Consider the following 23,981-nt stretch of genomic DNA (forward strand, 5'->3'; position numbering starts at 1 on the left):
CCTCCCCAGCGAACGGCGGAACGCCTTGCCCCAAGCGTGCCGCGACCGCGTCACCAAGGCGTCACCGTTCAGCCGGCCACCTCGCGGATTCCGCGATGAATCGAGCGGGCGATCGCCTCGGCCAGTGAGCCGGCTGGCAGTTCCTGCGCCACAACGCGACGCCGCCGCGACCCTCGGCGCGGCAGGTCCGTCAGCTGGCGAGCCAGCTCCGTCTCTACCGCTTCGCGAAGCTGACCGGGGTCCCCGGAGAACCCCGTCAGCACCAGCCGCTCGATCCGGACCTCGATCATCGGCGGAAATCCCGTTCCGGCACGGGAAGTTCCAGCTTCCGGAACTCGGTGCGCGCCGCGGCGAGCACGGTCTCCATCGTGATCGGCGAACCGGCGGACGCGGCGAGGAAGGCCGCGTTGAGCGCGATGGTACGGATCATCGCGCCACTCGTTTGCAGCTGCGCCAGCCGGTCGAAGTCGAGACCGGCGCACGGAGCGCGGGTCGGGAACGCTTTCCGCCACATGGTTTTCCGCTCGGCCGGGCCGGGAAAGGCGAACTCGACCACGAATCTGAGCCGCCGCAGGAACGCGGTATCCAGTGCCGAGCGCATGTTGGTCGCGAGGATCGCCAGGCCGCGATGGGCTTCCATCCGCTGGAGCAGGTAGTCGACCTCGATGGTGGCGTAGCGGTCGTGCGCGTCGCGGACCTCGCCGCGTTTGCCGAACAGCGATTCCGCCTCGTCGAAGAACAGGATCGCGCCCTCGGCCGCGTCGAACAGCTTCCGCAGGTTCTTCTCGGTCTCCCCGATGTACTTGCTGACCACTGTGGACAGATCGATCCGGTAGAGGTCCAGCGCCAGCCGGTTCGCCAGCACCTCGGCCGCCATCGTCTTGCCAGTGCCGCTCGGCCCGCAGAACAGCACGCTCAAGCCGGCTCCGCGATCGCCGAAACCCCACGTTTCGTGCACGGTGGTGCGATGGCCCACCTGGTCGGCGATCTCGCCGAGCAACCGCCGGGACTGCTCCGGCAGCACCAGATCGTCCCAGGCCGCGGTCGATTCGAGCCGCTGCGCGCGTCCGTCCAGCCGCGGCCGGGTGCGGACCCGGCATTCCTGCCACACCTTTTCCGGATCGGCTCCCGCGACCGCCGCCACCGCCGTGATGCTCGGCAGGTCGAGCGCGAACTGCGCGGCCAGCGCGTCGATCACCGGCTGATCGGTCCCGAGCGCTTCCCGCCACGCCAGCGCCCGTTCCGCCGGCGTCGGCGGGCAGACCTCGATCGACCGGAGCCCCGGAGCGCCCTCCCGGACCGCCAGCACCACCGGTCCGGTGATTCGCTCGAGAAACTGCCCAGCGTCCGTCTCGTCGGCTTCGAGATACAACGCCAGCGGCAGCAAAGCAGCCTCGCGCTGCCACACCCGAGCCAGCTGGTCCAGTTCACCCGGCTGCGAGGGCAACACGGAGGCCGGGAGCCGATACGCCGCCAGTCCGGCGAGCTGCGCGGCGTACGCGGTAACGTGCCGTTTGGCGGCCTCGTCGGCACCGGTGAGCTGGACCGGACCCGCGAGCGCCCACTGGCTCGCCACTTCCTCGGCGACCCTCTGCTGCGAAGCCGACAGCTCGGCCGGAGCCAGCGGGGTGACCAGCGGAGTCAGCCGATCGTCCAGGGTGTTGAGCCCTTTGAGGTAGTTGACCGCGCGCTCGGCGGCCCGCAGCGGTGCCGAAACAACGCCCTGCCCGGTAGCCGCTTCGACGAGCTGCCAGTACCGCAGACCGCCTTGTGGCGACACCGCTTCCCAGGCCGGATCAGGCAGTACGCGCAGGGCCAGGCCGAACGTCGGATACGTCATCCGCGGGTTGTCGTGCGCCTCGGCGTACAGCCCCGCGATCGACGGGTCCAGTTCCACCGCCGCACACAGCAGCAAAGTGTCCCGCTCGAACCGCGACAGCCCGAGCCGCTCCGCCAGCACCGGCAGCGCAGGATTGCTCGCCTCAGCTTCCTCGACCGCGTCGATCGAGACCGCTTCACCGGGATGCCGCAACACCTCCCGCAGCCACTCCAGCGACGCGGCGAGAAAGCGGCCGTTGTCCGCTTCCCAGCTCATGCGATCGTCACCGTCTGGGTCGCGTCGAACGCTGGCTTCGGACCGGTCCGGTCGATCAGCAGGCTGTCCACCCCGCCGATCCGGAGCCGCGCGAGATGGGTGCCCACCGGTGCGTCCGGGACGTCGAAGATCAGGTCCGCACCGGTCACCGGGTCCTCCGGCAGAGCCGCGACCGCACGCCGCTCCAGCACCGACCGCGACCCGAGCACCAGCAGCACCGGTTGCCCGGCCCGGACCGGAGGACGGCAGGCGAGCCGGACCACCGCGCCGGTCCCGTGGCGGTGCACGGTCATCGGCATCCGGCTCGTGATCTCCGGTGCGACCGCGAGCGAAACCTCGTTCGTCGCCGTCGTGCCCGACACCAGCGACACCGACCACAGACCAGCGGGGAACGCTCGCGGCGGCACCGTCAGCTCGAACCGGACCTCAGCCGCGTTACCCGGTGCCACCGGAATCGAGACCGGCTCGGCCAGCAGTGGATGCGCCAGCCGCACCGCCGTCGCCTGGTCGAGATGCGCTCCCCGCAGCAGGACGCGTCCGCCGAGTTTGACCGAAGCCTGTTCGTGCTCGCGGCCGTCGGCGCCCACCGCGACCGGCACCGCGGCGGTGAGCTGCGGGTACGGCGATTCGACGCTGGCGGAGGAGTCCGGTCCCCGGTCCAGCGCGCCCCGGCGCAGCACCGGCACCGGCATACGCGGCGGGCGGCGGCTGTCGATCAGCACCGGCCCGGCCTCGAACGCGACCGTGAGCCGGTAGCTGGTCTGGAACGCCGACCAGAGCGAGTAAATGTCCTTCTCCACGAAGGATTGCCAGCTGAGCCGGATCAGCTCGGACTGTTCCGAGACGTCGCTGGGCGATTGCACCAGCCGGAGCCGTTCCCGGCTGAGGTGGGGATGTTCGTGCAACGTCCGCAGCGCGCCGCCGAGCATCCGGTGCGCGATGGTGTCGGCCCCGCCGGGCACGTACGCGGTGAGCAGGTAGTGCAAAACGAGCGGCAGTTGCGGATCGCCGTGCTCGCCGGGCCGCAACCCGACCGGATCCTCGTTGCGCAGCGACTCGTCGATGTCGATCTGGTAGAGGAACAGGTTGAGCTGCGGATCGCCGCTCGGCCCCGGCGTTTCGTGCGGTGGGCGCGCTTCGACCTTCGCGCCGCTCTCGACCTCGCGCGCGCCTTCGAGGACCAGTTGGACCAGCGCCTCGGTCACCGCCTCGATCGCGTTGGCATCACTCATCCCCGCTCCCGAAGGTAGTCGTCCAGGCTCAGCAACGGTTTCCGCTCCTTCTGCGGCTTCGGTGCGGACACCGGTGCCGGGCGGGCGGTGACCTCGACCCGGCCGATGCTGATGTGCACATCCGGTTCGGCCGGTGCGTTCTGCCGCCGGAGCACCGGCGGTCGCCGCGGCGGCGGTTCCGGTGCCGACCGGGGACGCGCGACCGGATGCGCGCGGACCGGCTCGATCGCGTGAGACTGCTCGGCCGCAGGCAGACCCGGCGTCGGTTCCGGTTCTGGCCAAGGAGACGCGACCGGAGGTACGTGGGCCGGTTCGATCGCGTGAGTCTGCACGGCCGCAGGCAGGTCCGGAGCGATTGCTGGCTCCGCCGCCAGGACTGGCTGCGACACCGTCTCTCGCTGCACCTGTTCCGTCCGCACTTCGCGCTCCAGCGACGATTCGACGAGGCGCTCCGAGCGGAGAACGGTCGCGTGCTCAGTGGCAGTCCGAGACTCGGCAACGATTTCGTGAGTCGTCGTGGCCGGTTCGCCCGGCTGCCGGAGCGGCACTGGAACCTCACGGACGCGTTCAGTTTCCTCTACTGGCGCTGGTTTCTGCGATGACTCAGTGAACGTGCCCATCGGCAGGCCGGGTTCCGCCCCGACCGGGCTCGCGGGTTCGAACATCGTCGGCACGAGCGGCCGGATCGGCGGCGCGTCGATCCGGCCCAGCAACCGGTCCACGAAATCGTTCATGTCGCAGTCCCCGCGAGTTCCAGATAACGCTGCCGCCGCCCCGGACTCACGGCCAGCACTTCCGCCTCCGACCAGCCGTAGGCGAGCGCGAGCGCGTGCACGTCATACAGCAGCCGCCGCGCGCAAGCTTCCAGTTCCGTCCACAGATAGCTCGCGATGTCGAACGGCGAGGCCCAGCCATGGCCGCACACCGCGCAGTCCAGCTCGATCCGGACGTCAGCCTGCGGATCACTCGCCGCGAGCGCGTCCGGCAGCGCGGCGAGCACCGCGTCCGACAGCTCACCGGCCACACACCGTTCGAGCAATGATCGTCTACTGTGGACCTCTAGCAAATCCCGGCTGGTCACCGAACGGAACTCAACCTCGTACCCGTCGACAGCCACGACCCTCGGAGCGTCCACTCGCGACGGACGCAGATCCCGGCTCGACAGCTCCAGCTCAAGTTCCTCACCACACGAAGGACAATTCACCAGACACGGAAACGCAGTACCGAAGCACCGCTCCCGCAGGGCCAGCAGGAATTCGTCCCGCTGGCCCACCGCGAGATCCCCGACCTCAGCCGGTTCCGCACCGCCGGCGACAGCCAGCGTGAGCGCCCGCCGGACCGCACCCAGCCCGTGCGCCGCCTCCCAGACGTCCAAGAGGCTCGCTTCGGTGAACGCGGCCATCACGCCGGATCTTCGAAGGACACGTCCTGCGGTTCGGAAACCTCCTCGGCGACCCACCCCTCGTTCTCGACCTTGATGTGCTGCACGGCGACCGCGTTGGCATTGGCGTCCAAATCGGACACCGGTTGCCATTCCGAAACCCAGCAGTTGAAAACCTGATAGGACAGCACTTTCTGGCCGCCCTCGTCGAACACGTCGACGATGAGGTCGCGGCGGAAGTCCTTGAGAGAGGTTTCCAAGCCCTGCCCGGAATTGGCGAAGCTCCACACCCGGTTCGCCCACTGCGCGAACGCCTTGTCCGCCGTCACGCCGCGTTCGAGCGTGATCGCGTCGTACTCGGTGCGGCCCGGAAGTTTCGCGCTGGTCGCCGGATCGCCGCCGGACCGGTGCTTGATCACCTCGGTGCTGCGCTTGAACCCGGTGATCTTGCTGACGCCCAGCAGGTAATCGCCGCCGCTGAACTTCACCCGGAACCGGAAGTTCTTGTACGGATCGCGCCGTTTCGTCTTGCTGTCGGACATGACGGTCCTCCCCTACACCTGGATCTGGCCGGCGAGCTGCTGGATGTGGATGAGCACGAACTCGGCGGGCTTGAGCGGGGCGAACCCGACCAGGATGTTGACGATGCCGCGGTCGATATCGTTCTGCGGATTGTTCGTCGCGTCGCATTTCACGAGGTAGGCGTCCTTCGGCGTGCGCCCCTGGAAAGCACCTTGCCGGAACAGGGTGTTCATGAACGCGCCCACGTTGAGCCGGATCGACGACCACAGCGGTTCGTCGTTCGGTTCGAACACCACCCATTGCGTGCCTCGGAAAAGGCTCTCTTCGATGAACAGCGCCAACCGCCGCACCGGCAGGTATTTCCACTGGTTCGCGAGTACGTCCGCGCCGCGTTGCGTGCGCGCGCCCCACACCACGTTCCCCACCGACGGCAGACCGCGCAGGCAATTGACGCCGAGCGGGTTGAGCACGCCGTTCTGCAGGTCGGTCAGCCGGACGCTGAGGCCGCTGACCCCGCTCAGCGTCGCCTCAGTGCCCGCCGGGGCCTTCCACACGCCCCGCCGGACGTCCGTGCGCGCCCACGTCCCGGCGATCATCCCGCACGGCGCGAAGTCGCGGACCCGGTTCTCCTGCTGAGGATCCGGCTGGTTGATCCGCGGGAAGTACAGTGCCGCGTTGCTGGCCTTTTCGTCGTTCAGAACGAAGTTGGGATCCTTCACCGCGGTGGCGACCGCGTTCGACGTCTGCCAGTTCGGATCCGGATCGACTATCAGCATCGCCCGGCGGTCGACGCACAGCGCGAGCGCCTTGCTCAGGATTTGCGCCGGGCCGCCGATCAACCCCGGGGCACCGGGCAGGCAAAGCATGTTGAAGATGTCGGTCTTGAGCAAGGCGTAGATGCCGGTCTGCTGTCCGGGATCGCCGAGGAAGTCCTCGGCTCGCGGTGCCGGACCGTCCTGGCCACGATCCGCCGCGGTGTACCAGACGTCTTTCTTCGTGGTGTCCCGGAACGGATCCTGCCCTTCCGCTAGTCCGGCGGAGCTGTGCTCGGCCGGCCGATTCCCCAGATTCTCGGCCCAGCCGATCAACCCCGAGGACGCGATGACGTTCTTCAACGCACGCGGGGAGTTCTGGTCGATGCTGACGTTGAGGTACTGCTCGGTGACGTTGCTGGTCGCGTCGCGGATCGTCAGGTTGTACAGCTGGTGGGCGTCGTCCTTGGCGGTGTGGTAGTCGACGCGCGCCAGCAGCTTTCCGTTGGCCCAGGCCCCTTCCCCGCGTGCGTGCAGAGTCGGTCCGTTCGGCAAAACGATCGTCGCGGCGGCGGCTGCCGGAGGCGTCGCGGCGTCTTCGGCCTCCGCCTTCGTCGGCGGCGCAGTGCCGAAGACCCGCACGATTTCGGCTTCGCTGCCGCCGTTCTGATAGAACTGCCAGACCGCGTAGCTGAGGTCGCTCGCCGGGTCGAGACCGCCGAATTGCTGTTCGTAATCCTCCCAGCTCGTGATGTGCACCGCCACGTTCGTCACGCCGCGCGAGGCGGTTCCGACGAAAGCCGCGACCGAGGTGGGCACTCCGGTGATGGTCCGAACCGCGCTGGGCAGCTCGTCGATATAGACACCCGGAAACGTGGGCGTGATGGGCATGGCCGTCTCCCTCCGCGGCTTTCTCGGCCGTGATCGTGAGCGTGCACTGGTTCCGTCACCGCGGCGTCACGTCGCCGTCCGGCGCGCCGATCCGGCTCAGCCAGCGGTCCACCGACGCGAGAACCTGGTCGCGGGTCGTGAGCACCTCCGACGTCGTCGCGTCGGTCCGCACGTCCGCGGTGGTCGTGACGCGGACCCGCAGCTGTCCGTCGGACGTGCACCACGCCCGAAGGACGTGCAGCGCGATTCGCTCCGGGTCCGCACCTGCCATACGGTGCAGTACAACGGTTCCCCGTCACCGCACCGTCACCCGGCTCAAGCGAGCAAGGCCCGCACGCCGGGGCTGGGCCGCACGCCGAGTTCTTCGTGCAGCAGTTCCGCCAAGGCACGGTAAGCCCGTACCGCCTCGCCGCGGTTTCCTTCGAGAAGGTGTACGCGGATCAGGCAGCGGTGCGCGCTTTCCCGCAGTGGTTCGGCGTCGACCGCGGTGAGCGCGGCGTCGATCGCCTCGGAGAATCGGCCCGCTTCGCCGAGACGTCCGGCCAGGCATTCCAGCGCGTGCAAGCGAAGCTGCCGCCACCGCTCGCGGAATACGAAAAGCCAGTCGTCGTACCAATCCGGCAGCAGATCGGTCGACAGCAACCCGATCACCGGTTCGCTGTCTCGCGGAAGCTCCGCGTTGGAGGACGTGAGCGAACGCGCCAGACTCGACGCGGCTCGTACGTCGACGGCCGCGATATCGGCGAGCGACAGCCGTTCCGCCGTCACCCGCACCAGATCCCGATGCACCCGGCCGATGCGCCACAACGTGGTGCGCAGGCTCGCCGCACCGTGTTCCTCCGACGACTCCGCCCACAGCGCGTGCGCGACCTCCGCGCGCAGCACGGGCCGATCGCGAAGCGCGAGGTAAGTCACCAACCGTTGTGCCGCACGGGAAAGCGGTGGCGCGTCAGCCGCGCCGTCCACCCCGAAGGACGGCAACGTCTGCACCACCAGCACCGACGCCGTTTCCGTCCCCTCTCCCGATTCGTACGTTTGTATCCGCGAGCCGACCATCCGAACCGACACCCCCTCGATCCCCGATCTCCGATGGTCGTGACCGAGCCGCCGCCGCGCCATCCGTGCTACCACGTAACTTCGCTCACCGACGCTCCGGTCCCGCCGTGAACGAACCTCCCGGACCGGCCCCGGCCAGCAAACGCTGGTCCCGCAGGAACGAAAGGAACTGCAGATACGTGCGCTGGGTGAACGCGTTCGCCGGCCATATCTCGTCACCCGCTCGCACCGCGCCGCCAGCCATTCGGCGGTACCGCGCGTTAATCGCCTCGGACACCCGGATAAACACCCCGACGTCCCCGATCGACGCGATCCGCCGCGACACCGGCAGCCCTTGAGCCTCCCCGGCGAGAAACCGGTCGAGCGTCGTGCTGGTGATGACCCGCGCCAGATATCCGCCGAACTCGCGCCAAGCCTGCTGCTCCGCCGGCGTGTATCCGGTGAGATCCCAGTTGGCCGGGTCGAGAATGCCGATCACGCTGCCGAACATCTGCGCCACCACGCTGCCGATGCCCTGCCCGATCATGCCCGCCGTCCGCACCCCGGACGCCAGACCCGTCGTGACCTCGTGCGTCCACGCCGCGATCGCCGGCGCGACGGTGTCCGACACGCTCACGCCGTAACTGCCCGACACTCGCGCACCAGCCTCGGCACCGAGGCTGAACGCAGCCGCCACCCAGCCTTCCTTCCCCGAGAAAAGCCCGGTGCTGACGGAAAATCCCACCCCGGCGAGCAGTTTCGCCGCGACGTTCACGCTCCCGCCCGCGTACGCCCCGGACACGTTTCCCGCCCGGCCAGCCGGACCGAGCCGGAGCGCCATGACGATCGCTTCGCTGCCTCCCGCGGTCACGCCGAACCCGAGTTCGCCGTAGCCGATGACATCCGTGGTCACCTCGCCGGACTCGAGGTTGACGAAGACCATGGTGTCCTGTCCGGCCCCCGCCCCGACCACCGCACCGGCGTTGCCGGACGCACGCATCCCGATCGCCGCCCCGGTGATCGCCCACCCCAGCAACCTCAGCGGCGCGGACAACACCGAGACCGCGACTCGCGCGGCCCCGAACACCCGGCTGCCGCGAAGGTTCGCGACCAGCACCCGGGTGTCGGGCTCAGCTTGGCGGGCGAGACCGGGCGCGCTCGCCCCGGCCACCTTCACCGGCCCGTCGCTGAGGACCGCGTCCGCCGCTGCGTCCGCCGACCGTTCCAGCGAATGCCCCGCGGCGAACCCCGGTGCCTGCCCGCCGCCCCGACGTTGCTGGACCACGTGCGCCAGCTCGTGCGCGAGAGACCGCTTCCCGGCGGAGGTACCGGGCCGGTATTCGCCGGTGCCGAAGACGACGCGCTCCCCGATCGTGTAGGCCTTCGCCCCCAGCCAGGCCGCCGATTCGGCCGCTGCCGGATCCGAGTACACCCGCACCTGGCTGAAATCCTGCCCGAAGCGCTGCTCCATGAAGTGCCGGACGTCTGGTTCGAGAGGATTCCCGCCACTCTTCGCCGCGGGTTCGGGTTCGGCCGGTCCCGGCACGGGTACCCGGACGTGTCGCTGCATCGAGGACCCTCCCGATCACTGGACCACCGGGGCAGTGTGAGCGGAATCCGTCACCACGCCGTCACCGCCCCGGCTTCTCGCAGCCGCGGCGGCTCAGTTCGGCATATTCCTCTTTTACCGCGGGCCGCGATCCTGGACCCACCGCGCCAGCCGCACCCGGGATTTGAGCCCGAGCTTGCGGTAGACGTTGCGCAGATGCGTCTCCACCGTCCGCTCGCTGAGGAACAGCGCCGCGGCGATGTCCGCGTTCGACAGCCCCTTCCCGACGAGCACGGTGATCTCCGATTCCCGCCGGGTGAGCGGCCCGGACCGCTGCGCCGGAACCGAATGCCCCTGCTTCGCGACCCGCTCCGGCCACGGAGTGCTCCCCGCCGCGGTGAACGCCGCCGTCGCCGAGGACGTCACCACTTCCGCCTCCTCCGCGTCGAGCAGCTCCGCCAGCTCCAATTCGGCTTGCGCGGCAAGCAGATTCATCCCGAAGCCGCGCAGCACGGCCGCCGAACCACGCAGCCGGTCGGCCGCCTCCGCCGCCTTTCCCCTGGCGGCGTCGGCGAATCCCTGCTGCCGGTCGGCGAGCGCGTGCAGCACGGGCGCGTTGGTGCCCGCCTCGCGCAGCAGCCCGACCACCCGCTCGGCTTCGACGAGATCTCCCCGCTGCACCGCGGCGTATCCGGCGAAAGACACCCGGAGGCAGTTGAGCTGCGTGTCGCCGAACGGCAGCGTGTCGGTGAGCGGCGGAGCCTGCGCGGCTACCCCGCGCCGCACGGCCAGTGCCGTCGCCGCCAGATCGTAGGCATCCAGCAGATCGATTTGCGAAGGGTCGTAATGCCGCCGCGCGTCGGCCAGGTCCGCCGCCGCCTCGTCGAGGTGCCCGCGTTCGGCGCGGACGAAAGCCCGTCCGGCCAGGGTCCGCCCGAGCAGCCGGTCCTGCCCGACCCGGCGCGCCTCGGCCACCGCACTGTCCATTTCAGACAGTGCGGTGCGCAGGTCGCCGGCGAAGTACCGCGTGGTGGCGAGCATGGTCTGCAGGTAGCACGTGGCGGACGGAAGCCAGTGCCGGACCGCCGGAGTCGTGCCGACGTCCGCGACCCGGATCGCCGTGACCAGGTCACCGCGCAACGTGGACAAACCGTTGAGCATCATCCGCGGGGCGAACGCGAGCCGCGGGCCTTCGTCCCCGCACCGCAGCGCGAGCTCCAGCGCACTGCGCAATTCCACGACCGCCGTTTCGACGTCGCCCGACAACGCCGCCAGCGCGCCCGCCCCGAGATGCGCGACCGAATGCGCGCCCGGAGTGTCACTGGTCGCCGGAAGCTCGACGAGTTCCTGAGAAATGACGGCCAGTTCCGGAAAATCGCCGTGCCGCAGCGCGATGATCCAATGGATCAGCAACCGCGTCGGCGGGTCCGTGGCCGGACGTCGGCCGCTGGCCCTGGCCAGCCCGACCGCCGCCGGAAGGTTCCCGCGCTCGACTTCCAGGAGAGCCTGCAGATGCCGCCAGGCCCGCCGCCCCTCGGCGTCCTGGCCGCGCCGCTCGCTGAGCGCCACCGCGTCCCGCAGCAGTTCGGCGGCCTCGTCCAGCCGGCCCCGGCCCTGCTGCAACCTCGCTACATCGACAAGCAAAGCCGGTACCGCGTCCGGACGAGCTTCCCGCGCACGCCGCAGCGCAGCGCTGAGATACTCGGCAGCTTCGTCCAAATCCCCGACAGTCAGCGCGCGGGTCCCCGCCGCACTGAACGCCTCGATCGCCCGGTCCACCGGAACACTGTCGCCGCCAGCCGCGTAGTGCGGCGCGGCCGCGACCGTACGGTCCGCGCGATGCAGCGCCGCCCCGATCGCCGCGTGCAACGCTCTCCGCTCAGCGAGCAGAAGTTCGTGATAAACCGCCTCGGCGTAAAGGGGATGCGCCACTTGATAATGCGGCTCGACCTCCGCCTGATGCTCGACGACCAGTCGGCGGCCGACCAGCCTGCGCAGCGCAGCGTGCAGCTCGGGCAGGCCCATCCCGGACACGTCGGCCAGCACCTCCGGCCTGCCGTGCGTCCCGGCGACCGCGACCATCTCCAGCAGCCTCCGATCCACCTCGCCGAGCCGCCCGATCTGCTCGCGCACGACGTCCCGGATCACCTCGGGCAGCGGCCCGCACATCCGGCTCGCGGCCAGATGCCGGGTCAACGCGACGACGAACAACGCCACCCCGGACGCCCGCGACGCGACCGCGCGCAGCAACGCGAGCGGCGGCGGAGTGCCGAGGACGTGCTGCACCAGATCGCGCACCGCCTGGTCGGTCAGCGGCGCGAGTTCGAGCAGCCGTCCCGCCGGAGGTCGCCGGGCCGCCTCCGCCATCGCGTCCAGCGCCTCGTTGTCCACGCCGGAACGAAAACACCCGAGCACGAGCAGCGGCAGTCCCTCCGCGTTGCGCCCGAGATAGTGCAGGAGTTCGATCGTCCCCCGATCAGCGCAGTGGAGGTCGTCGATCACGAGCAGCACCGGACTGCGCCGCGTGAGCTGCCGCGTCGCCGCGAACACCGCTTCGCACATCCGGGTGCGCTGCAGTCCTGGATCCCCGGCTTCCGGCGAAACCGGACGCAGATCGGGGAACAATGCGCCGAGATTACCGGACTCGGGAGAAAACCCGGCGGATTCACTCAGATGGCCGCGGAAAGCCTGGACGATCGGCGCGTACGAAAGGCCGGACAACAACGGGTCCGCCCGCCCCTCGACAATGGCGAATCCCTTGCCCCGCGCCGCCGCGATCGCCTCCGCGGCCAGCCTCGACTTGCCGATTCCCGGCTGCCCGCACACCAGGACCGCACCCCCGCGCCCAGCCCCCGCCGCGGCGATAGCCTCTGCCAGCACAGCGAATTCGACGTCCCGGCCGATCAGCGGAACGCCCGGTTCGGATCCGCGATACGAGCCGGCTCCGCCTCTCCGCGGAAGATCCGCACTCCCGGCCGGTGCTAAGTCCATTCGCCAGCCTCCCCGAACAGGTGCCCACGAAACCATACCGCCGGACGGCGTAGGCACCAGCGAATTTCTCGGGAGAAGAACAATGGCGGACAGAATCTGGCCGCTGACCTGCGAAGCCCGCATCCGCGCGGCCGAGGCCAGACCCGCGCCGCATGGTGCTGAACAATTTTCCGGATGGGAACAAAGGGGCGAATGGGGTCGCGGAGCAGTTCCGCGGCCAGTTCTGCGCCCGGTGCCGAAACCGCTTCCGGCCGATCCGGCGCGGTAACTCACCGACTCGTGGTCCGCCGCGATGGTGACTTCTTGACTCACAGTCAGCCGTGCACTCACCACAGCCCGCGTTACCCGCTCAGGGCTGCCCGGGTCCCGCCGCAGCCAATGCACCGCGCGGCCGCCCCAAGCCGACGGCGCGCAAAATTGCGGCAGGCCACTCGGCCCCACCGCGCACTATCCCGCGGTGCCGACCACCAGACCCCTACACCCCGGACAGGGGGCGTCCGCGCCCGGACGCCCCCTCCCGGTCACTCCACCAGAAGATCCTCAATCATGATCGGAATGCTCCGCACCCGGATCCCGGTCGCGTTGCACACCGCGTTCGCCACCGCGGCCGCCATGCCCACCGCGCCGATCTCGCCGACGCCGCGGGCTCCGACCGCGTTGTGCAGCGTGTCCGGGTACTCGACGAACTGCACGTCGATCTCCGGGATGTCCGCGTTGACCGGCAGCAGGTAGCTCGCGAAGTCCGCGTTCGCGGGACGTCCGCTCGGCTCCACTTCCAGTCCCTCGTGCAGGGCCGCGGACACGCCCCAGATCATGCCGCCGGACAGCTGGCTCCGCGCCTGCGTCGGGTTGATGATCCGGCCGCCGTCGAAGACGCCCAGCATCCTCGACACCCGGACCTCCCGGGTCAGCCGGTGCACCCGGACCTCGCAGAACTGCGCGCCGAACGAGCTGAACGAATGCTTCGTCATCTCCTCGCCCGGGGCCGAAGACCCCTTGGCGGACAAGGATTCCCGGCCGATCGCCCGCAGCAGCTCCCCGAACGGCATGGTGCCGCGGTTGCCGTGCAGCAGACCCTCGGCGTACGTGACCACCTCGCCCTCGAACGGCGCGCCCGGTTCGGCGGCGAGCGCCACCAGTTCGTCGAGCAGTTCGGTGGCCGCGAGCATGATCGCGGTGCCGGTGCTCGCCGTGGCGGTCGAGCCGCCGGACATCCCGCCCGGCGCGAACCGGGAGTCGCCCAGGTGCGGGGTGACCCGTTCCGGGTCGATGTCGAGGGATTCGGCCCCGATCGTGGCCAGCACGGTGAGCAGCCCGGTGCCCGGGTCGGCCCCGCCGGTGGACACGTCCGCCGTCCCGTCCGCGTTGAGCTTGATCTCGACCGTCGCCGGGAAACGCAGCCCCGGGAACATCGCGGTCGCCGTCCCCATCCCGACAAGCCAGTCGCCGTCGACGTGCCCGCGCGGCGACCGGTTCGCCCAGCCGAATCGCTGCGCCCCGACCTCGTAGCATTCGTCGAGGTGCTTGCTCGACCACTGCAGGTCGACGCCGGGAGGCGCGAGCGAACTGTTGCGCTTCCGCAGTTCGATCGGGTCCATCTCGAGCGCGATCGCGAGTTCGTCGATGGCGCTTTCGAGCGCGAACGACCCCGACGCCTCGCCCGGCGCGCGCATGAAAGTGCCCGGCGGGATGTGCAGCGGAACCATTTTCTGGCTGATCGACAGGTTCCGCGTCGCGTACCACTCGCGCGAGGTGCCGTGCGACGTCGGTTCCACAAAGGACCGGCTCATCGACGTGGCGGACCAGGAATCGTGCTGCACCGCGATCAGCGTGCCGTCGCGGTCCGCGCCCAAGGCGATCTTCTGCACCGTGGCCGGCCGGTTCGCGGTCGCGGTGAACACCTGCTCGCGGGTGAGCGCGCACTTCACCGGACGGTCGAGCGCCTTGGCGGCGGCCGCGGCCAGCATCGCCGGAGCCGAGGTGCCCGCCTTGCCGCCGAACGCCCCGCCCACGTAAGGGTTGATCGCGTGCACGGCCGAGGGCTCGATGCCCAGCACCCCGGCCATTTCCATGGCTTGCAGGTAGCTGGCCTGGTTTCCGCTGTAGAGGGTGAGTTCGCCGCCGTCCCACTTCGCGACCGCCGAATGCGGTTCCATCGCCGCGTGGTTCTGCGTCGCGGTGCGGTAGGTCTGCGAGACGACGACCGGGCTCTGCGCCAACGCGTCCGCGAAGGACTCGACGCCGTCGGCGAGCACCTCGATCGACGGCGCGGCGCCGCGGCTCTCCGGTGCGTCCTCCGCGGTCGCGAGCCCGTCCTCCATCGACGTGAGCGCGGGCTTCTCCTGGTAGGAAACCTCGATCAGCCCCGCCGCGTCCCGCGCCTGTTCGAACGTCTCCGCGACGACCAGCCCGATCGGCTGCCCGTAGAACACCACGTCCCGGTCGTGCAGCGGCAGCCACACGTCCCCCATCAGCTGGGACTTGAACGGGTGCAGTTCGAGCGGGTCGAACGGGCTGTAGACGCTCACCACCCCAGGCGCGCTCTTCGCCGCGGTCACGTCCATCGCGGTGATCTCGCCGTGCGCGATCGTACTGAGCACGATGTACCCGTACAGCATGCCGGGGAAGGTGCGGTCCAGCGCGTAATCGGCCTGGCCGGTGACTTTCCGCGGAGCGTCCAGCCGCGCGCTCATGCCCGGCTCCCTTCGGTCAGTTCGAGCAGCGCGCGGATGATCGTCCGCTTGAGCAGCGAAGGCTTGAAAACGTTGCCGGACAACGGCTTTGCCCCCTCCACCGCGACCGCGGCGGCGGCCGCGAAAGCTTCCTCGGTCAGCTCCGCGCCACGCAATGCCTCTTCCACGGCGGGCAGCCGCCACGGCACCGTCGCGACGCCGCCCGCCGCCACGCGAGCGTCGGCGATCTTCCCATCGCGCACGTCGAGCGCGACCGCCGCCGAGCACAGCGCGAACTCGTACGACTGCCGGTCGCGGATCTTGACGTACGTCGAGTTCTCCGCCCAGTCGAGCCGCGGCACGCGCACCTCGGTGATCAGCTCGCCCGGGCGCAGGTCGTGCTCGATTTCCGGGGTGTCGCCCGGTTCGCGGTAGAAGTCGGTCAGCGCGACCGTGCGGGTGCCCTCGGCGCTGGCCAGCACGACCTCCGCGTCGAGCGCGACCAGCGCGACCGCGACGTCGCTGGCGTGGGTGGCCACGCAGGAGTCGCTGGTGCCGAGGATCGCGTGCATCCGGTTCACGCCGGAAATCGCCGAACAGCCGCTGCCCGGCGAACGCCGGTTGCACGGCATCGCGACGTCACGGAAGTACGAGCACCGCGTGCGCTGCATCAGGTTTCCGCCGATGCTGGCCATGTTCCGCAACTGCTGCGACGCGCTGAGCAGCAGCGCGCGCGAGATCGCCGGGTACACGCCAGGATGCGCGGCAATGTCGCCCATCCGCTCCAGCGCGCCGAACCGCAGGCCGTCCGCGGTGTCGATGCCCCGCAGCGGCAGGTCGTTGATGTCCAGCACGCGCTGCGGCGTGAGGACGTCGAGCTTCATCAGGTCGACCAGGGTGGTGCCGCCGGCGAGGTAGGTGCCCGCGCTGCCCAGCGCGTCCTCGACAGTGGCGGGTGCGGTCAGCTCAAACGGTCGCATCGGCCTGCCTCGCCTGCTCCACGGCGCGCACGATGTTCGGGTACGCCGAACACCGGCACAGATTGCCGGACATGAACTCGCGGACGTCGGACACGTCGTCGCGCACCGCGGCGACCGCCGACATCACCTGGCCGGACGTGCAGAACCCGCACTGCAGCGCGTCCTGGTCCACGAACGCCTGCTGCACCGGGTGCAGTTCGTCCTCAGTGGACAGCCCTTCGACGGTGGTGACGGGACCGCGCACGGCGGCCGCGAGCGTGAGGCAGGACAGCACCGGCTTGCCGTCGACGTGCACGGTGCAGGCTCCGCACTGACCGCGGTCGCAGCCCTTCTTCGGGCCGGTGATGCCGAGCCGCTCGCGCAGCGCGTCCAGGAGGGTCACCCCCGGTTCGACGCCGAGTTTTTCGGTTCTTCCATTGACTTCAAGGGAAATGTCCACAGTAGGGTTCGCTTTCCCGCGAGTCCGCCCGCGGCGGACGTCCTGCGGCGTGATGGTGGTGGTGACGGCCCTTCGGGAACGCGAGGTAAACCGGATATTCATCCGCTTGGCTCGCTTTGACCGAGGCTAGCGGATTAGAATCCGCTACGCAACGAAGTGGAGCTACTCCAGGTAGTGCTGGAGCGGCTCCAGGTCAGACAGGCGAAGCAACCCGGGAGGCGCGATGCCGGTGAGCCCGCGGCGGGCGGACACCCGGCGCAACCACGAACGGATCCTGGCGGTGGCGGCCGAAACCGTGAGCCGGTCGGGAGAAGTGTCGTTCAACGCGGTCGCCAAGGAAGCGGGCGTCGGCGTCGGCACGGTGTACCGGCACTTCCCCACGCCGGAGTCGCTGGTGCTGGCCGTCTACGAACGCGAGGTGGACCAGCTCGTCGAGATCGTGCCCGAATTGCTCGCCAAGCATGCCCCCGATCAGGCGTTGCGCGTCTGGATCGTGGACCACCTGGCGCACTACATGATGACGAAACGCGGCCTGGCCAACGCGTTGCGCGCGTCGCAAAGCGAACTGCCGACGCGGGCGTACGCGCGGATGCTCGGCGCGCTGGACACGCTGCGCGAGGCGAACGCGGAAGCGGGCACGATCCGGGCCGATTTGAAGACGGAAACGTTGATGCGCGGCCTCGGCGGGCTGTTTTTCCTTACCCAGGAAGGAGATTGGAAGGCCGAGACCGAGTCGGTGGTGGACCTGGTGTGGCACGGGATGCGGCGGGACTGACCCCGGCGAAGTCCGTGCGGGTTCCCCTCACGGACCTGTCCCGGAATCACTCCGAAGTGGACAGCACCTTCAAATCGACCCCGGCCCGCTCGAAATGCCCCCGCGGATCCGGCACCAGCTTGCGCTTGTCCAGATCCATCAGCCCCAGCGTGCACTTGATCTCGGCCGACAGCGTCCCGTCCAGCTTGAGGATGCGCGAGGTCATCCAGAACACCTTGCCGTCGCCGAACGAGGCGTCGCAGGTCACGTCCACCACGTCCCCGGCGCGCAGTTCCCGCCGGTAGACGATGTTCGATTCGAGCAGCACCGGTGCGAGCCGCGATTCGCGCAGGTTCACGTCGCCGGCGGCCTCGAAGACTTCCAGCCGGGAAACCTCGCCGTAGGAGTGGTACACGGCGTGGTTCAGGTGGCCCAAGGTGTCGAGTTCGTAGTGGCGCACCTTGATCCGGGTGCGGAACGGTTCGCGGTCGGTCACGACGTCCAGGCTAGTTGTCGTAGAAGAGTTCCTCGACCACGGCATGCGCGTGCCGCGTCACACGGCGGTAGGCGTCGAGGAACTCGCCCGGGTCGTCGTCCACCGAGTAGCCGAACACCCGCGCCACCGCGGCCAGGTCGCGGCCGGTTCCGGGCACCTCGTCCGCCGCCTTGCCGCGCACCAGCATCGTCGCGTTGCGCACGCGGGTGGCCAGCAGCCAGGCCTCGCGCAGCGAGTCCACCGATTCGGCCGGCGCGAGACCGGCTTCGGCCAAGGCGGTCAGCGCGTCGAGGGTCGACGTCGTCCGGAGGCCAGGCACCTCGTGCGCATGCTGCAACTGCAAAAGCTGGACAGTCCACTCGACGTCGGCGAGACCGCCGCGGCCGAGTTTCGTGTGCCGCGTCGGGTCGGCACCCCGCGGGAGCCGTTCGGTCTCCACCCGGGCCTTGATCCGCCGGATTTCGCGCGCGTCCGTCGGGTCGAGCCCGCCTTCGGGATAGCGCAGCGGGTCGATCATTTCGATGAACCGCTGGCCAAGGTCCTCGTCCCCGGCGACAAACCGGGCCCGCAGCAACGCCTGCGACTCCCACACCTCGCCCCAGCGCTGGTAGTAGGCCCGGTACGACTCCAGTGTCCGCACGAGCGGCCCGCTGCGGCCTTCCGGCCGGAGATCCGCGTCGACGATCAGCGCCGGGTCCGCACTCGGCGCGCCAAGGATCTTCCGCACCGTCTCCGCGACCGATGAAGCGAACCGCACGGCTTCGGCGTCCGAAACCCCTTCGGCGGGCTCGCAGACGAAGAGGACGTCAGCGTCCGAGCCATAGCCCAGTTCCGCCCCGCCGAGCCGGCCCATGCCGATGACCGCGATCGTCGCTGGAGTACGCCCCAGCTCGGCCTGCCGTTGCCGATAGGCCGCCGACAACGCTCCCTGCAACACCGCCACCCACACGCTCGACAGCGCTTCGCAGACCGACGGAACATCTAGCAGTCCCAACAAATCCGCGCACGCGACGCGAAGCAGCTCATGCCGACGCAGCGACCGAGCGGCGGTGACCGCAGCGCTCAACCCAGGCTGACGACGCACAGCCGCCCGAAGCGACGTCGCCACCTCGGCGGGCGTGCGTCCGGTCAGCCGGGCCGGATCTCCTAGCAACTGCAGCACTTCCGGCGCGCGGACGAGCAGGTCCGGAACCAGATTCGACGTCCCGAGCAGGAAGGCGAGCCGCTCGACGACAGTGCCCTCGTCCCGCAGCACCCGCAGGTACCACGGCGTGTCCTGCAAGGCCTCGGACACCTTGCGATACGAGAGCAGCCCGCCGTCCGGATCCGGCGTATCGGCCAGGCAATCGAGCAGCACCGGCAGCAGCGCTTGCTGAATGGCCGCGCGCCGCGACACCCCGGCGGTCAGCGCCTTGATGTGCTGCAGCGCCCCTTCCGGCGCGGCATACCCCAGCGCGGCGAGCCGGCTGGCGGCCTGTTTCGTGGTGAGCCGCAAGGCCTCCGTCGGCACATTCGCCACCGACTGCAGCAGCGGACGGTAGAAAACCTTCTCGTGCAGCCGCCGGATCCCCTGCGCGTGACGGCGGAACTCGGCGAGCAGCGCCTCGCCCTGGCTGCGCCCGCGCACCGCCCGAATCCCGCAGGCACGAGCGAGAATCCGCAGCTCATCGGTGTCGGATGCGGCGGGGAACAAGTGCGTCCGCCGCAACCGGCGCAGCTGCAGCCGGTGCTCGACGGTCCGCAGGAACTCGTACGACGAACCCATCTCCGCCGCGTCCGCACGGCCGACGTACCCGCCGTCGCCCAGCGCGGCCAAAGCTTCCAAAGTGGACGGCGAGCGCAGCGCGGGATCCACCCGGCCGTGCACGAGTTGCAATAGCTGCACGGCGAACTCGACGTCCCGCAGCCCGCCGCGGCCCAGTTTCAGCTCGCGTTCAAGATGCTCGGACGCGACGTGCTCCTCCACCCGCCGGCGCATCTGCTGGACCTCGGTCACGAAGTTCTCGCGGTCCGCGGCCGACCACACCATCGGCGCGACCATCTCCGCGTACTGGCGGCCCAGCTCGGCGTCGCCGGCCACCGGGCGTGCCTTCAGCAAAGCCTGGAACTCCCAGGTCTTCGCCCATTTCTGGTAGTAGGCGGTATGTCCTTCGAGCGTGCGCACCAACGCCCCGCTCTTGCCTTCCGGCCGCAACGCCGCGTCGACTTCGAAGCACGCGTTGCCGACCAGCCGCATCATCGTGCTGGCCAGCCGGGTCGCGACGCCGAGGTCGCCAGCTCCGACGAAGATGACGTCGACGTCGCTCACGTAGTTCAGCTCGCGACCGCCGGTCTTGCCCATCGCGATCACCGCGAGCGTGCCTTCGGCGGACGCGCCGACCTCCTGCTCGGCGACCACGAGCCCGGCCCGCAGCGCAGCCTCGGCGAGAGTCGTCAGCTGGCTGGCCACGTCCCGGAACTGCGGGTGCTCCAGCCCAGGCTCCACGAGGTGGCCGAGGTCAGCGGCGGCGATGCCGAGCAACAGGCCGCGGTAGCCAGCCCGCAGCTCGTGTTCAGCAGCGGTCCCGGTGAAGTACGTCCCGTCGTCCTTCCGGACGCGCTCAAGCAGCCGCTCCGCGAACTTCGCCGGGTCCGTGCAGCGGTTGTCCGCGAGACAACGCCACTCACCCGGATTCGCGACCAGGAAATCCGCCAGCGCGGTGGAGGTGCCGAGCACGCCCAGGAGCCGGCCGCGGAACGTACGGTGTTCGCGGAGCGTGCTGTCCAGCTCGGGCCAGCCGGATTCGTCGGCCTCGCGGATGCGGTCGAGCCCGGCCAGCGCGAGGTCCGGATCCGCGGCGCGAGACAAGGCAAGGAGGACGTCGGTGGCACCCTCGGCGGGCCCGCCTTCGGTCCACCAGCCCGCCGCGCGCAGTTGACCGTCGGCCCGGGTGTCGGTGAAGCCGTACCTGGCCGCCGAAGCTGTGGTCCGCGCGCGCTCTGCCATCGCTCACACCGTAGCCGGACCCCGGGTGGTTCAGGCAGCCAGGCGGTCCGGTTCGGTATCGACAGCGGACGGTTCGGGAACCTGGAAACTGTGCGCGGTGACGGGCTTGCGCCGGGACAGCAGATAGATCCCGGCCGCGAAGAGGATCCCGGCGACGCCGACCGCGATGGTCCCGGCCTCGCCCAGCGAAGCGATCTTGCCCGCCGCCGCGCCGACGATCGCCGCCGCGGGCAGCGTGAACAGCCACGCGAGCACCATCCGGCCCGCCATCCGCCAGCGCACCGGAGCCTCGCGCCGTCCGACGCCGGAGCCGATGATGCCGCCCGAGCAGACGTGCGTGGTCGACAGCGGAAACCCGAGATGCGACGACAGCAGGATCACGACGGCGCTGCTGGTCTGCGCGGAAAAGCCCTGCGGGCCTTCGATGTCGGTGAGGCCTTTGCCGAGAGTGTGGGTGATCCGCCAGCCGCCGAGATACGTGCCGAGCGCGAGCGCGGACGCGGCGCTGACGATCACCCAGACCGGCGGCGCGGACCCAGCCGGAAGGCTGCCGGCCGCGACCAGCGTCAGGGTGATGACGCCCATGGTCTTCTGCGCGTCGTTGGTCCCGTGCGCGAGCGAGACCAGCGACGCCGAGACGATCTGCCCGACCCGGAATCCGCGCCCGCCGCGCTTGCGCACCAGGAACCGGTAGACGAGGAAGGTGACCGCGGCCGCCGCCACTCCCGCGATCACCGGCGACGCGGCGGCCGGGACGAGCACCTTGTCCACGATCTTGCCGAAGTGGACCGAATCCGCGCCCGCGGACACCCAGGTCGCGCCGATCAGCCCGCCGAACAGCGCGTGCGACGAACTCGACGGCAGGCCGACGTACCAGGTGAAGAGGTTCCAGACGATCGCCCCGATGAGCCCGCCGAACACGATGGCGGGCCCGATCCTCGTCTCGTCGACGAGTCCGCTGGAAATCGTTTTCGCGACCTCGACCGACAGGAACGCGCCGGCCAGGTTCAGCACCGCGGAGATCGCGACGGCGACGCGGGGCCGGAGTGCTCCGGTGGCGATCGAGGTCGCCATCGCGTTCGCCGTGTCGTGGAAGCCGTTGGTGAAATCGAAAACCAGCGCCGTGCAGATCACGACGACAACGAGCAGCGAGGGGTCCACCCCGACCTCCGAACCCTACGGAAATACCTCCCGCAAGGTACCTGACCGTTCGGGTGAACCGTTAACTCGCCGTAAGTGATTCCGACGTCATCCGTTAAGCCAGCGGCAACTGGCGTTGACTTTCCGGAGCGGCTTCCAGTTGACCGGCGGCCAATTGGACGAACCGGCGCGCGAACGGACGCCACGTCTCGGCGATCTCCGCGTGCGCAGAGGTCAGAGTGTCGTCCTCCAGCGCGCCCGGACGGGTGAGTTCCGCCATTTCCGGCTCCGCTTCGGCCCAAGCCCGGACGACGTCCGGCGTGGTCTCGATGTGGAACTGGACACCGTAGACACAACGGTTCATCCGGTAGGCCTGGTGCGGGTACTTCGGCGTGGACGCGAGCAGTTCGGCGCTCTGCGGCAGCACGGTGATGATGTCGCGGTGGAACTGCAGGACATCCGGGAGGAAGGGCATGTCCGCGAAGAGCGGATCGACCCAAGCGGCGTCCTTCTTCGACACCAACCCCGGCCCCACCTCCGGCCCAGCCTCGCCCTCCGCGACCTGCCCGCCGGTCGCGACCGCGAGCAGCTGCGCACCGAGGCAGATCGCGAGTGTCGGCACTGCATTCCCCGCCGCAGTGGCGAGGAGCTTGCGGACATCGGCGAGCCAGGGATGCTGGGCGTCGTCGAGCGCACCCATGCCGCCGCCGAGGCAGACCACCCCGTCGTACCCGTCGAGACTCGACGGAAGTTCCTGCTCCGGCGGCAGCCGCACGTCGAGTTCAGCGCCGGCCTCGGTGAGCCACTCCCCGAGCGGACCGAGGGGATCGCTGGCATCGGGCTGAATGATGAGCAGACGAGTCACGGCGTCCAGGGTACGGGCATCCCGGCCTCGGTCGGGTAGCCGTGCGCGAGCCAGGTCGTGATGCCGCCGGAGAGGCGTTTCACGGTGAAGCCGAGCCGCGCGAGCCGGTACGCGCCCTGGGTGGCGGCGTTGCAGTAGATGCTCTCGCAGTAGCAGACGTAGACGAGGTTCCGGTCGAGGTCACGGGTGCTTTCCTCGGTGATTTCCCGGTACGGCAAGCACATCGCGCCCGGGAGGTGAGCTTCGTCGTACGCCCCCTGGCTGCGGGTCTCGACGAGGACGTAGCCGTCGGTGCGTCCATCCGCGAGGTCCTGGGCGAGGTCGACCGGGTCGACCTCGAAGGCCAGCTCGCGCCCGAAGTAGGCGACGGCGTCTGAGGTTTCCTGGGGCAGGGAGAGGATGCGAGGTTTCACGGTGGTGATCCTCTCGTTCCGGTGCTGGTGCGGGACAGGGGAAGATCCAGGTGTTCCGCCGTCCTCACCTGGGTTTTCCGGGTCTGGACGCCTGTTTGCTTGGAGTTTCGGAGAGGGTGCCGCTCGTGGACCTGGACGATGTTGACCGGCACCTGCTGGAGCTGCTCCAGTCCGACGGCCGCCTGACATTCTCGGAACTCGGCCGCCGCGTCTCGCTCTCCGCTCCGGCCGTGACAGAGCGAGTACGCCGACTGGAACAGCGCGGGGTGATCACCGGCTACGCGGCACGCGTCGATCCGGAAAAGCTGGGCCGCCCCATCCAGGCAATGGTCCGCGTCCGGGTGCGCAGCCTGGACGGCCCTCGGTTCCGCGAGGCGATTCTCCCGCTGCCGGAGATCACCGATGCCGACCACGTCACCGGAGACGAGTGCTGGCTGCTCCGGGTGCACTGCCGCACGACGGCGGATCTGGAGCGGTTTGTCGAGCAGGCTCAGCGGTATGGCGAGACGACGACCTCACTGGTGTTCTCGTCGCCGGTTCGAGGCCGCGGACTGCCGCTGTGACCTGAATATGCGTGAAGGCCCGACCCCTGGTCACGGGTTCGGGCCTTCACGCCACAACGCAAAAAGGGAGCGAGGCCCCGGGAGAACCTGTTTGTGGTTCTCGACCGGAGCCCCGCTCCTCTTCATGTTGAGTTCGGCGGTGTCCTACTCTCCCACAACCCTTCGGTTGCAGTACCATCGGCGCAGTCAGGCTTAGCTTCCGGGTTCGGAATGGGACCGGGCGTT

Annotated in this window: 21 protein-coding genes and 1 rRNA gene; 2 read left to right on the forward strand and 20 right to left on the reverse strand. The window is 69.5% G+C overall.

Annotated elements, in window-relative coordinates; all coding sequences use genetic code 11:
- Positions 1-68 precede the first annotated feature (68 nt).
- From ACZ63D_RS35710 to ACZ63D_RS35775, 14 genes are all read right to left on the reverse strand, one after another.
- Positions 69-290 (reverse strand): hypothetical protein, encoded by a 222-nt coding sequence (locus ACZ63D_RS35710; protein WP_465358738.1) that lies wholly within the window; start codon positions 288-290, stop codon positions 69-71.
- Positions 287-2,095 (reverse strand): ATP-binding protein, encoded by a 1,809-nt coding sequence (locus ACZ63D_RS35715; protein WP_465358739.1) that lies wholly within the window; start codon positions 2,093-2,095, stop codon positions 287-289. The genes ACZ63D_RS35710 and ACZ63D_RS35715 overlap by 4 nt, the downstream gene beginning before the upstream one ends.
- On the reverse strand, positions 2,092-3,327 hold the full coding sequence (locus tag ACZ63D_RS35720; RefSeq protein WP_465358740.1) for a Pvc16 family protein: 1,236 nt from the start codon (positions 3,325-3,327) through the stop codon (positions 2,092-2,094). Before ACZ63D_RS35720 ends, ACZ63D_RS35715 begins: the two co-directional genes overlap by 4 nt.
- A complete protein-coding gene (locus ACZ63D_RS35725; protein WP_465358741.1) occupies positions 3,324-4,061 on the reverse strand; it encodes a hypothetical protein in 738 nt (245 codons plus the stop codon). Before ACZ63D_RS35725 ends, ACZ63D_RS35720 begins: the two co-directional genes overlap by 4 nt.
- Positions 4,058-4,729 (reverse strand): hypothetical protein, encoded by a 672-nt coding sequence (locus ACZ63D_RS35730; protein WP_465358742.1) that lies wholly within the window; start codon positions 4,727-4,729, stop codon positions 4,058-4,060. Before ACZ63D_RS35730 ends, ACZ63D_RS35725 begins: the two co-directional genes overlap by 4 nt.
- Complete coding sequence (locus ACZ63D_RS35735) at positions 4,729-5,250, reverse strand: phage tail protein (protein WP_465358743.1); 522 nt, start codon at positions 5,248-5,250, stop codon at positions 4,729-4,731. The genes ACZ63D_RS35730 and ACZ63D_RS35735 overlap by 1 nt, the downstream gene beginning before the upstream one ends.
- 12 nt (positions 5,251-5,262) lie before the next feature.
- Positions 5,263-6,873 (reverse strand): phage tail sheath family protein, encoded by a 1,611-nt coding sequence (locus ACZ63D_RS35740; protein WP_465358744.1) that lies wholly within the window; start codon positions 6,871-6,873, stop codon positions 5,263-5,265.
- 55 nt (positions 6,874-6,928) lie between these two features.
- On the reverse strand, positions 6,929-7,144 hold the full coding sequence (locus tag ACZ63D_RS35745) for a hypothetical protein (RefSeq protein ID WP_465358745.1): 216 nt from the start codon (positions 7,142-7,144) through the stop codon (positions 6,929-6,931).
- 44 nt (positions 7,145-7,188) lie between these two features.
- On the reverse strand, positions 7,189-7,872 hold the full coding sequence (locus tag ACZ63D_RS35750; RefSeq protein ID WP_465358746.1) for an AfsR/SARP family transcriptional regulator: 684 nt from the start codon (positions 7,870-7,872) through the stop codon (positions 7,189-7,191).
- A gap of 142 nt (positions 7,873-8,014) precedes the next feature.
- Positions 8,015-9,478: an eCIS core domain-containing protein gene (locus tag ACZ63D_RS35755; protein ID WP_465358747.1), complete on the reverse strand. Its 1,464-nt coding sequence runs from the start codon at positions 9,476-9,478 to the stop codon at positions 8,015-8,017.
- A gap of 114 nt (positions 9,479-9,592) precedes the next feature.
- Complete coding sequence (locus tag ACZ63D_RS35760; RefSeq protein WP_465358748.1) at positions 9,593-12,448, reverse strand: ATP-binding protein; 2,856 nt, start codon at positions 12,446-12,448, stop codon at positions 9,593-9,595.
- Positions 12,449-12,969: 521 nt separating this feature from the next.
- Positions 12,970-15,141, reverse strand: coding sequence for a xanthine dehydrogenase family protein molybdopterin-binding subunit (locus ACZ63D_RS35765; protein WP_465358749.1), 2,172 nt, complete (start codon positions 15,139-15,141; stop codon positions 12,970-12,972).
- Positions 15,138-16,100 (reverse strand): FAD binding domain-containing protein, encoded by a 963-nt coding sequence (locus ACZ63D_RS35770; protein WP_465358750.1) that lies wholly within the window; start codon positions 16,098-16,100, stop codon positions 15,138-15,140. Before ACZ63D_RS35770 ends, ACZ63D_RS35765 begins: the two co-directional genes overlap by 4 nt.
- Positions 16,087-16,539: a (2Fe-2S)-binding protein gene (locus tag ACZ63D_RS35775; RefSeq protein WP_370940148.1), complete on the reverse strand. Its 453-nt coding sequence runs from the start codon at positions 16,537-16,539 to the stop codon at positions 16,087-16,089. The genes ACZ63D_RS35770 and ACZ63D_RS35775 overlap by 14 nt, the downstream gene beginning before the upstream one ends.
- Before the next feature lie 223 nt (positions 16,540-16,762).
- Between ACZ63D_RS35775 and ACZ63D_RS35780 the strand changes: the two genes are divergently transcribed.
- Positions 16,763-17,314 (forward strand): TetR/AcrR family transcriptional regulator, encoded by a 552-nt coding sequence (locus ACZ63D_RS35780; protein WP_465358751.1) that lies wholly within the window; start codon positions 16,763-16,765, stop codon positions 17,312-17,314.
- Between the two features lie 46 nt (positions 17,315-17,360).
- On the opposite strand, the gene ACZ63D_RS35785 is transcribed toward ACZ63D_RS35780, so the two are convergent.
- From ACZ63D_RS35785 to ACZ63D_RS35805, 5 genes are all read right to left on the reverse strand, one after another.
- Positions 17,361-17,789 (reverse strand): acyl-CoA thioesterase, encoded by a 429-nt coding sequence (locus ACZ63D_RS35785; RefSeq protein ID WP_465358752.1) that lies wholly within the window; start codon positions 17,787-17,789, stop codon positions 17,361-17,363.
- A 10-nt stretch (positions 17,790-17,799) separates the two neighbouring features.
- Positions 17,800-20,775: a bifunctional [glutamine synthetase] adenylyltransferase/[glutamine synthetase]-adenylyl-L-tyrosine phosphorylase gene (locus ACZ63D_RS35790; protein ID WP_465358753.1), complete on the reverse strand. Its 2,976-nt coding sequence runs from the start codon at positions 20,773-20,775 to the stop codon at positions 17,800-17,802.
- Between the two features lie 30 nt (positions 20,776-20,805).
- Entirely contained in the window at positions 20,806-21,936 is a 1,131-nt protein-coding gene (locus ACZ63D_RS35795; RefSeq protein ID WP_465358754.1) for an inorganic phosphate transporter, read from the reverse strand.
- 94 nt (positions 21,937-22,030) lie between these two features.
- Complete coding sequence (locus ACZ63D_RS35800; RefSeq protein WP_465358755.1) at positions 22,031-22,780, reverse strand: type 1 glutamine amidotransferase; 750 nt, start codon at positions 22,778-22,780, stop codon at positions 22,031-22,033.
- A complete protein-coding gene (locus ACZ63D_RS35805) occupies positions 22,777-23,193 on the reverse strand; it encodes a rhodanese-like domain-containing protein (protein WP_465358756.1) in 417 nt (138 codons plus the stop codon). The genes ACZ63D_RS35800 and ACZ63D_RS35805 overlap by 4 nt, the downstream gene beginning before the upstream one ends.
- A gap of 125 nt (positions 23,194-23,318) precedes the next feature.
- On the opposite strand from ACZ63D_RS35805, the gene ACZ63D_RS35810 reads away from it, so the two are divergent.
- A complete protein-coding gene (locus ACZ63D_RS35810) occupies positions 23,319-23,756 on the forward strand; it encodes an Lrp/AsnC family transcriptional regulator (protein ID WP_465358757.1) in 438 nt (145 codons plus the stop codon).
- Between the two features lie 131 nt (positions 23,757-23,887).
- Here the strand turns inward: ACZ63D_RS35810 and rrf are convergent.
- Positions 23,888-23,981: ribosomal RNA gene (gene rrf, locus ACZ63D_RS35815) — 5S ribosomal RNA — on the reverse strand; the annotation flags it as partial.

The sequence above is a fragment of the Amycolatopsis sp. NPDC104775 genome (assembly GCF_055583325.1).